11 protein-coding genes are annotated in these 11,787 nt (G+C 59.5%); 10 read left to right on the top strand and 1 reads right to left on the bottom strand.

Annotated features, from left to right (window positions below):
- Positions 1–120: 120 nt before the first annotated feature.
- Entirely contained in the window at positions 121–1,785 is a 1,665-nt protein-coding gene (locus J1G18_RS12115) for an electron transfer flavoprotein-ubiquinone oxidoreductase (RefSeq protein ID WP_223007749.1), read from the bottom strand.
- Between the two features lie 525 nt (positions 1,786–2,310).
- Between J1G18_RS12115 and J1G18_RS12110 the strand changes: the two genes are divergently transcribed.
- From J1G18_RS12110 to J1G18_RS12065, 10 genes are all read left to right on the top strand, one after another.
- On the top strand, positions 2,311–3,060 hold the full coding sequence (locus tag J1G18_RS12110) for an electron transfer flavoprotein subunit beta/FixA family protein (RefSeq protein ID WP_007908338.1): 750 nt from the start codon (positions 2,311–2,313) through the stop codon (positions 3,058–3,060).
- 2 nt (positions 3,061–3,062) lie between these two features.
- A complete protein-coding gene (locus tag J1G18_RS12105; RefSeq protein ID WP_007961977.1) occupies positions 3,063–3,992 on the top strand; it encodes an electron transfer flavoprotein subunit alpha/FixB family protein in 930 nt (309 codons plus the stop codon).
- Positions 3,993–4,072: 80 nt separating this feature from the next.
- Positions 4,073–4,894 carry a substrate-binding periplasmic protein gene (locus J1G18_RS12100; RefSeq protein WP_098964995.1) on the top strand — a complete coding sequence of 274 codons (822 nt, stop codon included), beginning with the start codon at positions 4,073–4,075 and terminating at the stop codon, positions 4,892–4,894.
- A gap of 9 nt (positions 4,895–4,903) precedes the next feature.
- A complete protein-coding gene (locus J1G18_RS12095) occupies positions 4,904–5,260 on the top strand; it encodes a DUF4398 domain-containing protein (protein ID WP_047598756.1) in 357 nt (118 codons plus the stop codon).
- Positions 5,257–6,069: an OmpA family protein gene (locus tag J1G18_RS12090; RefSeq protein WP_098964994.1), complete on the top strand. Its 813-nt coding sequence runs from the start codon at positions 5,257–5,259 to the stop codon at positions 6,067–6,069. The genes J1G18_RS12095 and J1G18_RS12090 overlap by 4 nt, the downstream gene beginning before the upstream one ends.
- Positions 6,070–6,270: 201 nt before the next feature.
- Positions 6,271–7,710, top strand: coding sequence for a PLP-dependent aminotransferase family protein (locus tag J1G18_RS12085; protein ID WP_003226969.1), 1,440 nt, complete (start codon positions 6,271–6,273; stop codon positions 7,708–7,710).
- A 78-nt stretch (positions 7,711–7,788) separates the two neighbouring features.
- Positions 7,789–8,283 carry a translation initiation factor 2 gene (locus J1G18_RS12080; protein ID WP_098964993.1) on the top strand — a complete coding sequence of 165 codons (495 nt, stop codon included), beginning with the start codon at positions 7,789–7,791 and terminating at the stop codon, positions 8,281–8,283.
- 165 nt (positions 8,284–8,448) lie between these two features.
- The gene (locus J1G18_RS12075) at positions 8,449–8,703 is read left to right on the top strand and encodes a YkgJ family cysteine cluster protein (protein ID WP_041069283.1); all 255 of its coding nucleotides are present in this window, start codon (positions 8,449–8,451) and stop codon (positions 8,701–8,703) included.
- Positions 8,704–8,744: 41 nt separating this feature from the next.
- On the top strand, positions 8,745–9,350 hold the full coding sequence (locus J1G18_RS12070; RefSeq protein ID WP_027612394.1) for an START domain-containing protein: 606 nt from the start codon (positions 8,745–8,747) through the stop codon (positions 9,348–9,350).
- A gap of 312 nt (positions 9,351–9,662) precedes the next feature.
- Entirely contained in the window at positions 9,663–11,756 is a 2,094-nt protein-coding gene (locus tag J1G18_RS12065; protein WP_098964992.1) for an LTA synthase family protein, read from the top strand.
- Positions 11,757–11,787 lie beyond the last annotated feature (31 nt).

The raw sequence follows: 11,787 nt of genomic DNA, 5'->3' as shown, positions 1-11,787 counted from the left end.
GCTGAATGACACACCGCATTCGCGAGCAAGCCCGCTCCCACAGTTGTTTTGTGGTGAAACAGAAAACCTGGGCAACAAAAAGGCCCCCATTTCGGGAGCCTCGTTGTTCAGCGATACGGCTTACATGTTCGGGTAAGTCGGGCCGCCAGCGCCTTCCGGCGTGACCCAGGTGATGTTCTGCGAAGGGTCCTTGATGTCACAGGTCTTGCAGTGCACGCAGTTCTGGGCGTTGATCTGGAAGCGTTTTTCGCCGTCTTCCTTGGTGATCACTTCGTAGACGCCGGCCGGGCAGTAGCGCTGCGCCGGTTCGTCGTACAGCGGCAGGTTCTTGCTGATCGGGATGCTCGGGTCGGTCAGCTTCAGGTGGCACGGCTGTTCTTCTTCGTGGTTGGTACCGGAGATGAACACCGAGCTCAGTTTGTCGAAGCTGAGTTTGCCGTCCGGCTTTGGATAGTCGATCTTCTTGCAGTCGGCCGCCAGTTTCAGGCAAGCGTAGTCCGGCTTGGTGTCATGCAGGGTGAACGGCAGTTTGCCGCCGAAGATGTTCTGGTCCAGCCAGTTGAAACCACCGCCGACGATCGCGCCGAACTTGTGGATCGCCGGGCCGAAGTTGCGGCTGGCGAACAGTTCGTCGTAGAGCCAGCTCTTCTTGAACGCGTCAACGTAAGTGGTCAGCTCTTCGGTGCCATCCTTTTCGGCGAACAGGGCGTCGGCCACCGATTCAGCGGCGAGCATGCCGGACTTCATCGCGGTGTGGCTGCCTTTGATCTTGGCGAAGTTCAGGGTGCCGAGGTCGCAACCGATCAGCGCGCCGCCCTTGAAGACCATTTTCGGCAGCGAGTTCAGGCCACCTTTGCAGATCGCACGGGCGCCGTAGCTGACGCGCTTGCCGCCTTCCAGGTACTGGGCCAGCACCGGGTGATGCTTGAGGCGCTGGAACTCGTCGAACGGCGACAGGTAAGTGTTGCTGTAAGACAGATCAACGATCAGACCGACCACTACCTGGTTGTTTTCCAGGTGATAGAGGAACGAGCCGCCGGTGTTTTCGGTGCCCATGATGTCCAGCGGCCAACCGGCGGTGTGCACCACCAGGCCTGGCTGGTGTTTGGCCGGGTCGATTTCCCAGATTTCCTTCAGGCCGATGCCATAGTGCTGGGCGTCGGCATCGCTGTCGAGGTTGTAACGCTTGATCAGTTGCTTGCCGATGTGGCCACGGCAGCCCTCGGCGAACAGCGTGTACTTGCCACGCAGTTCCATGCCCGGGGTGTACAGGCCTTCTTTCGGGTTGCCTTCGCGGTCGACGCCCAGATCACCGGTGATGATCCCGCGCACGATGCCGTTTTCGTCGATCAGCGCTTCCTGAGCGGCGAAGCCCGGGTAGATTTCCACGCCGAGGTTCTCGGCCTGCTGGGCCAGCCAGCGGCACAGGTTGCCGAGGGAAATAATGTAGTTGCCTTCGTTGTGCATGGTCTTGGGCACAAAGAAGTCAGGAATTTTCTGCGCGCTTTCGGCGTTTTTCAGCACGAAAATGTCATCGCGGGTGACCGGGGTGTTCAGCGGGGCGCCGAGTTCTTTCCAGTCCGGGAACAGTTCGTTCAGAGCGCGTGGTTCGAACACGGCACCGGAAAGGATGTGTGCGCCGACTTCGGAGCCTTTTTCGACCACGCAGACGCTGATTTCCTTACCGGCTTCGGCGGCCTTCTGCTTCAGACGGCAGGCGGCGGACAGGCCAGCGGGGCCGGCACCGACGATGACCACGTCGAATTCCATGTATTCGCGTTCCACAGGCTATCTCCTACTCAAGGCTCAACAGTTTTTTTTCTAATTTGGAGGTTCGCTGTCGCATCCGTTATTGCCTTTACGTTAACGTCAAGGGTAATAATGGGCAAACCACCTTTCTCTCTAGGCGGCGCATTATATCTACACCACTCCGAGCGTCCAATACAAACGTTTGTTTGAATCGGCTCCAGCCCAGAGAAATCAAAGAAGCGCGGCTTATGAACGGCCATTTTGCCGTATTGACCGGAATAGGCGTTCCGGTCAAGATACGGGCGGTTTTGCGCTCGCCGTAGGCAGACTGGCGGTTTCAAGAGCACCTCTAAAGACAGGGCACAGGCAGTACAAGGTGATGCGCAGCGCAAGTCCGGCGCGCAGTTTACACACCGTGCGATTCAATGACTTGTTGGTCACCACTGACGAACGGTCATCGCCACTAGCCGGCGTTTTTAGAGGTGCCCTTGTGCCCGATGAGCATCAACCGCCAGGTTCGCCTAGGCGACTTTCTTTTCACCGGAGAGTAACGAGGAATCCATGAAGGTTCTTGTAGCTGTCAAACGCGTTGTGGATTACAACGTCAAGGTCCGCGTCAAGGCGGACAATTCCGGCGTAGACCTCGCCAACGTCAAGATGTCGATGAACCCGTTCTGCGAAATCGCAGTGGAAGAAGCCGTACGCCTGAAAGAGAAAGGTGTTGCGACTGAGATCGTCGTCGTCTCCATCGGCCCGACCACCGCTCAGGAACAGCTGCGTACCGCACTGGCTCTGGGTGCCGACCGCGCCATCCTCGTCGAATCCGCTGAAGACCTGACTTCGCTGGCCGTGGCCAAGCTGCTCAAGGCTGTGGTCGACAAGGAACAGCCTCAGCTGGTGATCCTGGGCAAACAGGCGATCGACAGCGACAACAACCAGACCGGCCAGATGCTCGCTGCACTGAGCGGCTACGGTCAGGGCACTTTCGCCTCGAAAGTCGAAGTCTCCGGCGACAGCGTTGCCGTGACCCGCGAAATCGACGGCGGCGCGCAGACCGTTTCGCTGAAACTGCCAGCGATCGTCACCACCGACCTGCGTTTGAACGAGCCGCGTTATGCGTCCCTGCCAAACATCATGAAAGCCAAGAAGAAGCCTCTCGAAGTGCTGACTCCGGATGCTTTGGGCGTTTCCACCGCCTCCACCAACAAGACCCTGAAAGTCGAAGCGCCGGCTGCACGCAGCGCAGGCATCAAGGTCAAGTCGGTGGCTGAACTGGTCGAGAAACTGAAAAACGAAGCGAAGGTAATCTAAAAATGACTATCTTGGTAATCGCTGAACACGACAACAAAGTGCTGGCCCCGGCCACACTGAACACCGTGGCTGCTGCTGCCAAAATCGGCGGCGACATCCACGTGCTGGTTGCAGGTCAAGGCGCTGGCGCCGTGGCCGAAGCCGCTGCGAAAATCGCTGGCGTAAGCAAAGTCCTCAACGCTGACAATGCCGCTTACGCGCATCAGTTGCCGGAAAACGTTGCGCCGCTGGTTGCAGAGCTGGGCAAGGGCTACAGCCACATCCTGGCTGCCGCCACGTCCAACGGCAAAAACATCCTGCCGCGCGTTGCCGCTGCACTGGACGTTGACCAGATCTCCGAGATCATCTCGGTAGAAAGCGCTGATACTTTCAAGCGTCCGATCTACGCCGGTAACGCTATCGCTACCGTGCAATCGACCGCTGCGATCAAAGTGATCACCGTGCGTGCCACCGGTTTCGACCCGGTTGCCGCTGAAGGTGGTTCGGCGGCTGTTGAAGCCGTAGCGGCTGCGCACGACGCCGGCACTTCCAGCTTCGTCAGCGAAGAACTGGCCAAGTCCGATCGTCCAGAGCTGACCGCTGCCAAGATCGTCGTTTCCGGCGGCCGCGGCATGCAGAACGGTGACAACTTCAAACACCTGTACGCCCTGGCCGACAAGCTGGGCGCCGCCGTCGGTGCTTCGCGCGCCGCAGTCGACGCAGGTTTCGTCCCGAACGACATGCAGGTCGGTCAGACCGGCAAGATCGTTGCGCCACAGCTGTACATCGCCGTCGGTATCTCCGGCGCGATCCAGCACCTGGCCGGCATGAAAGACTCCAAAGTGATCGTTGCGATCAACAAGGACGAAGAAGCGCCGATCTTCCAGGTGGCCGATTACGGTCTGGTGGCGGATCTGTTCGAAGCGGTACCTGAGCTGGAGAAGCTGGTCTAATCCGGCAGCTTCACTTATAAAGAGCCCGGCCTTATGGTCGGGCTTTTTTTTGTCTCGAATTTGCGTGGGAGTGTTTTGCCATGGATCTGCGCCGCGGGTTGTTATTGGGATTGATCCTGTTACCGGGGATGGCTGCGGCCGCCGGCAAATGCGAGCGCCTTGTCGTCACCGGCAGCCCGGATGCGCCGCCGTACCTGTGGCAGGACCCGCAGAATCCCAAGCACTTGATCGGCGCCAGTGCCGACCTGTTGCAGCAAGTGGCCAAGGATCTGGGGATCAAGGTCGAGCTGCTCTACGCCGGCAAACGCGCGCAGGCCCTTGATGAAGTACGCAGCGGGCGCATGGACATGCTGGCCGACACGCCGCTGATGTTCAACGAGCTGGAAAACCTCGACTACATCTATCCGCCGTTGCTGGAAAACGACTATCTGGTGTGGACGCGCAAGGGTTCAACGCTGGTCTACAGCGAAGCCAGGGATCTGCACGGGCACACCGGCGGGCTGTCGGAAAAGTCTCGAATGACCCAGGCATTCGGCACTTTCGCCGAGCAGAATCTGACCCTGACCCGGACGGCAAACATCACTCAAGCCTTTCAGAAACTTCTGCTGGGTGAAGTCGAATACGTACTCGCCGGGCGCTACTCGGGCATGGCCGCCGCGCAGGCATTGGGCATGGCCAATGATCTGCTGGCCTTCGAGCAACCGATCGACCGACCGGGACTGTTCCTCGCGGTTTCGCACAACTCGGCCTGCAACGATCCGTGGTTGCGCGGACAGCTCGCTAAAAAGATGACAGAATTGCCCGCGTCCGGACTGACCGAAGCCGCGCTGCAACGCAACATCGAGCGCTGGAAGGCTCAGCAGCAACAGCCGCAGCCACCTGTCAGTGCCCCAAAACAGTAGGGATTCTTAGTGAGTATTCGACCTCTTTTCGCGGCCATGGCCGTTCTGGCCCTGGCCGGCTGCGCCAACGATCCTGCGCCCAATGAGCAAATGCGCCTGACCGAGCAGGCCATCACCCAGGCCAAGGCTGTGGGTGCGACCGCCGATGAACTGCCGGAAATGAAACTGGCCGAAGACAAGTTCAACCGGGCCAAGGGCAACATGACCGACGAGTCTTTCAAGAACGCCCGCATGCGCGCCGAACAGGCCGAGCTGGACGCACGTCTGGCAGAAGCCAAGGTGTTGACGCAAAAGAGCGAAGAGCAACTGAACGTGCTCAACACCCGCATCATCCGTCTGCGCAAGCAACTGGGAGATGCCCAATGAGCCTCAAGTCCAAAGCCCTCGGCGGGTTGATTCTGGCCGGTTGTGCAAGCCTCTACGGTTGCGCCGGTCAACACAGCGAAGCCGCCTTGCAGCAGGCCAGCAGCGACTTCCAGAAGGTCAAGGAAGATTCCAATGTGCTGCGTATCGCGCCCAAGGACGTGATCCGCGCCGGTGAATCGCTGGCCCGTGCCGATCGCCTGTCGACCTATTGGGGCAGCGGCTGGGATGTCGCGCATTACGCCTACCTGAGTCAGCGTTACAGCGAAATCGCCCGCGAACACACCAATCTGGTGCTCAACGAAGAGCGTGCGGCGAAGCTTGAGCTGGAGCGTCAACGCCTGCAACTGGCCCTGCGCGAGTCCAAACTGCTGAGCGTGCAGCAGCAGGGCAAGTGGCTCGAGGAGCAGATCGTTGCGCTGGCCACCACGCAAACCGATCGCGGCCTGGTCATGACCTTGGGCGACGTGCTGTTCGACACCGGCGAAGCGGAGCTGAAGAACTCGGCCAACCGTGTAGTGCTGAAGATCGTGCAGTTTCTGCAGCTCAACCCGAAACGCGTGGTGCGCATCGAGGGCTACACCGACAGCACCGGCGGCAAGCAGGAAAACCTCAAGCTGTCGCGTGATCGTGCGCAGGCGGTGGCCGATGTGCTGATGGACCTGGGTATCGAGGACAAGCGGATTCAGGTCGAAGGTTACGGCGACGAATACCCGGTGGACGTCAACGCTTCCGAGCGTGGGCGAGCACAGAACCGTCGGGTGGAAATTGTGTTCTCCGACGAAAAAGGCCAGCTCGGCGCCGCCCGCTGAGGGCTGCGTCTCTGGAAAGCCCGGCCTGTCATGCAGCGCCGGGCTTTTTTACGTCTGTCGAATAGCACGCAAATCCGTACAGTTGTAGCTGACACTGCACTGTACGGTCGACTATGGTGGCAACTGTCCCAGTACACTTCTAAACTGTTCCGGTATTGTTTCACACAAGAATAAAATGCCCGTGAAATCGAGTGCTGCGTCATGACCAACCTCTTGCTCTACCAACGTATTGCTCAACAGCTGGCGGAAGACATCCGGCGCGGTGTCTATCAGCCCGGAGAACGCGTGCCGTCGGTGCGCAAGATGAGTTCGCAGCTCAATGTCAGCCATGCAACGGTGTTGCAGGCTTACGCCAACCTCGAAGATCAGGGCCTGATCCGTGCACGGCCGCAGTCCGGTTACTACGTGCACCAGACCCCGGCACTGACAGCGCCGACCCCGGACATCGCCCGGGTCGAGCGGCCAGGACTGGTCACCCGCGCCAGCATCATTCAGCAAGTGTTGGTCGAATCGCGGCGCGAAGGGGTGTTCCCGTTGGGCGCTGCGGTGCCGAGTGTCGATTACCTCCCGGTGCGCGCGCTGCATCAACAACTGGCCAAGGTCACCCGTTTCCATAGTCCGCGCGCGTTCAGTTACATGTTCAGCCCGGGTTTCGAACCGCTGCGTCGGCAAGTGGCGATCCGCATGCGCGATGCCGGGGTCGTCGTCGATCCTTCAGAAGTGGTGATCACCCACGGGTGTGTCGATGCGCTGCAGATGTCGCTGCGGGTGCTGACTCGTCCGGGCGACCTGATCGCCGCCGAATCGCCAACCTATTACGGTCTGCTGCAACTGGCCGACCTGCTGGGCCTGAAAGTGATCGAGATCCCCAGCGATCCGGCAACCGGCATGAGCCTGGAAGCCTTGCAACTGGCGGCGAACCAATGGTCAATCAAGGCGCTGGTTCTGACCACCCGGCTGAGCAATCCACTGGGCGGCACCATGCCGGAAGAGCGGCAGAAACAACTGCTGCGTCTGGCTTCGGACTTCGATATCCAGATCGTCGAAGACGACATCTATGGCGAGTTGATGTTCGAACAGGGGCGCACCAAAGCCCTCAAGGCCTACGATCGACTGGATCGGGTGATCTACTGCTCGAGCTTTTCCAAGACGTTGTCGCCGGGCGTGCGCGTCGGCTGGATGATCGCCGGCAAGTATCAGCAGGAAATCCAGCGTCTGCAGACCTTCACCACGCATTCGGCGTGCAGCGTCACGCAAATGGCGATTGCCGCTTATCTGGAAAATGGCGGTTATGACCGGCATTTACGGTACATCCGCCAGGAATACCGGAAAAACCTCAGCGCGTTCCAGCTGGCGGTGCAGCAGTACTTCCCCGAGGGTACGCAAATGACCCGGCCCACGGGCGGTTTCATCCTTTGGGTGAGTCTGCCGGGCAGGGTCAATACCCAGGAATTGCATGTCCGCGCCTTGCAGCAGGGCATCAGTATTGCGCCGGGGCTGATCTTCAGTAATACCGAGCAGTTCAACCACTGCATCCGCCTGAATTGCGGCACGCCGTGGAATCGCGAGGCGGAAAGGGCGCTGATGACCCTCGGTTTGCTGGCGACTCAACTGTGTCAGGAAACCGCAGGCGGTTTCTGAACGAGTGGCGCACCGTGCTTGTCTTGTGACACTCAACAGGCGAGCATATGGCCCTCTGCCGTTAGTGTTGTGGGGCTCATGAAAGCGATTTTGCCTGCTGTCTGGATTTTGCTTGGTGTGTTGACGATGGGCCATGCGCCCGGTGTCATGGCAGCTGCCGTTCAGGAAAAGCCCGCAACGTCCACCCCGGCAAGCAAATCGGCCGCGAGCAAAAAAGCCGTTGCGGATAAAAAAGCACCGGCTAAGAAAGCCTCACAGAAGAAAGCCGCCCCGGTGAAGAAGCGTCCCCCGGTCGCTTCCAAGTCGAAATCGGCCAGTGAGGTGGCTAAAACCAGACTGCCGCCGGCCAAACTGGACCTGAGCCTGCCCAAAGACATGGTTCAGCAACTCAAACCTGCCGGTACTGTGTCGATGCCCAAACACGAGGCGATCCTGCCGCAGATGTTCGGCGAGAAGAACAGCGGCTTCCAGCTCAACGGCCGCCTGCTCAGCAACGAAATGCAGTTGCAACTGCGCAACGAAGAGCGCCGCGATATTGAAGGCGCTGCGCTGGATTTCGAGTTCAAGCAATAAATTCAATCGAGCCGTGACCCGCGAACCAGACGCTTTGTCGGAGACTGGTCAGTCACATTCAGTTATCGGTAAAAACCCCGGTCCAGGGAATTTGAAACAACCGTTTTAGCGGTTACTCTGTCCGTGTCTCTTTAACACATTGCCCGTCGCGAGGACTTGCTCGTCATGAAATGCCGTGAAGGCTGTGGCGCTTGCTGCATTGCCCCTTCCATCAGCTCTGCCATTCCGGGCATGCCCAACGGCAAACCTGCCGGCGAACGTTGCGTGCAACTCTCGGTCGAAAACCTGTGCAGCATTTTCGGTCAGCCGGAGCGTCCGGCGGTCTGTTCAGGATTTGCCGCCGATGTCGAAGTCTGTGGCAGCAGCTCCGAGGAAGCGATCAAACTGATCGGCTGGTGGGAGCAGATGACGGCGGCGTGATGTGTCAAACGAACGGAACTTCAACAATAAGGAATAAGACTATGGGTTCGCTGCATCGTATCGCTGTGTTGTGTGGTTTGACCGCTGTGCTGGCTACTTCGATGGCTCAGGCCGAAGACTGGAAGGTCGCCAAGGAACAGGACGGGATCAAGGTCTCGCTGGCCGAAGTGCCGGGTTCCGATTACAAGTCCTATCAGGGTGTTGCCCTGATGAAGACCACCGTTGCCAAACTGCGTGCCTTGCAGGAAGACGTGGCCGGAGCCTGCGCCTGGATTCACGAATGCAAAACCCAGAAACTGCTCAAGCACGAGGGCGATCAGAGCTGGACCTATACCCAATTCAATACGCCGTGGCCAGTGACCCCGCGTGATTCGGTGTTGCACATCACCACCGTTGAGGGCGCCGATGGCAGCCTGACCCGCAACCTCGAAGGCGTGCCGAAGTACCTTCCCGAAGAGAAAGGCTTTGTCCGTGTCGCTCAGGTCAAAGGGTTCTGGAAGTTCGTACCCAAAGGTGATCAAGTCGAAGTGACCTATCAGGTGCACACTGAGCCCGGCGGCAGCGTGCCGAGCATGATCGCCAACAAGTTCGTGGTCGATGCGCCGTTCAATACGCTGAAAGCCCTGAAAGAACGCGCCGAGAAGTAATTCTTCGCGCTGACAGCAAAACGCCCCGACCGAATCGGGGCGTTTTGTTTTGTCGTTATATTGTGTTTCCAGATATGCGTTGGACGAAATTTTCACAAAGTGTTCCAGACAATTCGCCCGCGCAACTCGGTTTGTCCCCCGTCCGAATGCTTGTATGAAAGAGTCGGGCAATGGGGCAGTAATCAATGGCAATGCTGCCGTTGATCGTGCAACATTTGCGCACCGCGCACGCCCCGGGGCCTGGAATGGCCAAAAGAGGGCATGGCGCCGCTGTATTTTGCAACTTCAACTTCCAATGGGTCCTAAAACGACATGGCAAACCCGGACGCCCTGAATCAGCAGCGATCTTCCACTCGCCTGCTGCAACCGACCGTCAAATCGCATCTGGCCTACACGCTGCTGTGTGCCCTGGTCATGATGGTGATGTTTTCCGTGCTGCGCCTCGCGCTGCTGGTCTACAACCGCGAGATGATCCTCGATACCCCGGCTTCGACCTTCCTCGAAGCCTTCGCCAACGGCCTGCGTTTCGACCTGCGCCTGGTGGTCTACGTCTGCGTTCCGCTGCTGCTGGCACTGTTCAGTGCGCGGGCGATGGCTGCGCGTGGCTTCTTCCGTCTGTGGCTGACCGTGGCGTCGAGCATCGCGCTGTTCCTCGGCCTGATGGAAATGGACTTCTACCGCGAGTTCCACCAGCGCCTCAACGGCCTGGTGTTCCAGTACGTGAAGGAAGACCCGAAAACCGTGATGAGCATGCTCTGGTACGGTTTCCCGGTAGTGCGTTACCTGCTGGCGTGGGTCATCGGCACCGTGATCCTGACCCTGGCCTTCAAGGGCGCCGACCGTGCGACCCGTCCACGCGGCCCGTTCAGCGGTGGCAACGTCGGCACCCGTCAGGTGGCGCCGTGGTACACCCGCCTGGCAGTGTTCGTGGTCTGCCTGCTGATCTGCGTCGTAGCCGCACGTGGCACCCTGCGTCAGGGCCCGCCGCTGCGTTGGGGTGACGTGTACACTACCGAATCGAACTTCGCCAACCAGCTCGGCCTCAACGGTACGCTGTCGCTGATCGCCGCCGCCAAGGACCGCATGGGCGAGGATCGCAATAACATCTGGAAAGCCACGCTGCCGCAGGAACAGGCGCAGAAAGTGGTGCGCGAGATGCTGGTGATGCCGGACGACAAACTGGTCGATGCCGACATCGCTGCCGTGCGTCGTGACTACACGCCGCCGGCCGACAAGACCCTGCCGATCAAGAACGTAGTCGTGATCCTGATGGAAAGCATGGCCGGTCACTCGGTCGGCGCCCTGGGCGCGCCGGGCAACATCACGCCATACCTCGACAAACTGTCGAAGGAAGGCCTGCTGTTCGACCGTTTCTTCTCCAACGGCACCCATACCCACCAGGGCATGTTTGCGACCATGGCGTGCTTCCCGAACCTGCCAGGTTTCGAATACCTGATGCAGACCCCGGAAGGCAGCCACAAGCTGTCCGGTCTGCCGCAGCTGCTCAGCGCGCGCAAGTATGACGACGTGTATGTCTACAACGGCGACTTCGCCTGGGACAACCAGTCGGGCTTCTTCAGTAACCAGGGCATGACCAACTTCGTTGGCCGTAACGACTTCGTCAATCCGGTGTTCTCCGATCCGACCTGGGGCGTGTCCGACCAGGACATGTTCGACCGTGGTCTGCAGGAGCTGAAGGCACGGGAAAACGGCAAGCCGTTCTACGCGCTGCTGCAAACCCTGTCCAACCACACGCCGTACGCCTTGCCGACGCCATTGCCGGTCGAGCGCGTGACCGATCGCGGTAGCCTCAACGAACACCTGACCGCCATGCGTTACGCCGACTGGGCGCTGGGTCAGTTCTTCGAGAAGGCGCGTAAAGAGCCGTACTTCAAGGAAACCCTGTTCGTCATCGTCGGCGACCACGGTTTCGGCAACGAACGCCAGATCACCGAAATGGACCTGGGCCGCTTCAACGTGCCGATGCTGATGATCGCCCCGGGCATTCAGGAAAAATTCGGCACCCGTGACCACACCGTGGGTACGCAGATCGACATCGTGCCGACCATCATGGGCCGTCTGGGTGGCGAAGTGCGTCACCAGTGCTGGGGCCGCGACCTGCTCAACCTGCCGGCCGGCGACACCGGTTTCGGTGTGATCAAGCCGTCGGGCAGCGAGCAGACCACCGCCATCGTCACCGCCGACCAGATCCTGGTGCTGCCGAAAGAGAAGGAAATGGCGCCGAAGATCTACCAGTACCAACTGGGCGCGAACCCTTCTGCCGAGATCATTCCGGACGCACCGCGTACCGCCGAACTGAAGCTCAAGCTGGAAGCGTTCTTGCAAACGGCGACCAAGAGCCTGATGGACAACACCGCCGGTGTGATCAACGGCAAGCCGGACTGATAAAACTGCTGCATAAAAAAGAGGCCCCTGA

It is taken from the genome of Pseudomonas sp. MIS38 (assembly GCF_019891575.1).
Lineage (GTDB): Bacteria > Pseudomonadota > Gammaproteobacteria > Pseudomonadales > Pseudomonadaceae > Aquipseudomonas > Aquipseudomonas putida_A.
This window is presented reverse-complemented; position numbering and strand designations above follow the sequence as displayed.

Coding starts and splice junctions, on each gene's coding strand:
- J1G18_RS12080 (WP_098964993.1), top strand. CDS start 7,789: ATGAAAGCGATTTTGCCTGCTGTCTGGATTTTGCTTGGTGTGTTGACG.
- J1G18_RS12075 (WP_041069283.1), top strand. CDS start 8,449: ATGAAATGCCGTGAAGGCTGTGGCGCTTGCTGCATTGCCCCTTCCATC.
- J1G18_RS12100 (WP_098964995.1), top strand. CDS start 4,073: ATGGATCTGCGCCGCGGGTTGTTATTGGGATTGATCCTGTTACCGGGG.
- J1G18_RS12105 (WP_007961977.1), top strand. CDS start 3,063: ATGACTATCTTGGTAATCGCTGAACACGACAACAAAGTGCTGGCCCCG.
- J1G18_RS12065 (WP_098964992.1), top strand. CDS start 9,663: ATGGCAAACCCGGACGCCCTGAATCAGCAGCGATCTTCCACTCGCCTG.
- J1G18_RS12085 (WP_003226969.1), top strand. CDS start 6,271: ATGACCAACCTCTTGCTCTACCAACGTATTGCTCAACAGCTGGCGGAA.
- J1G18_RS12110 (WP_007908338.1), top strand. CDS start 2,311: ATGAAGGTTCTTGTAGCTGTCAAACGCGTTGTGGATTACAACGTCAAG.
- J1G18_RS12070 (WP_027612394.1), top strand. CDS start 8,745: ATGGGTTCGCTGCATCGTATCGCTGTGTTGTGTGGTTTGACCGCTGTG.
- J1G18_RS12090 (WP_098964994.1), top strand. CDS start 5,257: ATGAGCCTCAAGTCCAAAGCCCTCGGCGGGTTGATTCTGGCCGGTTGT.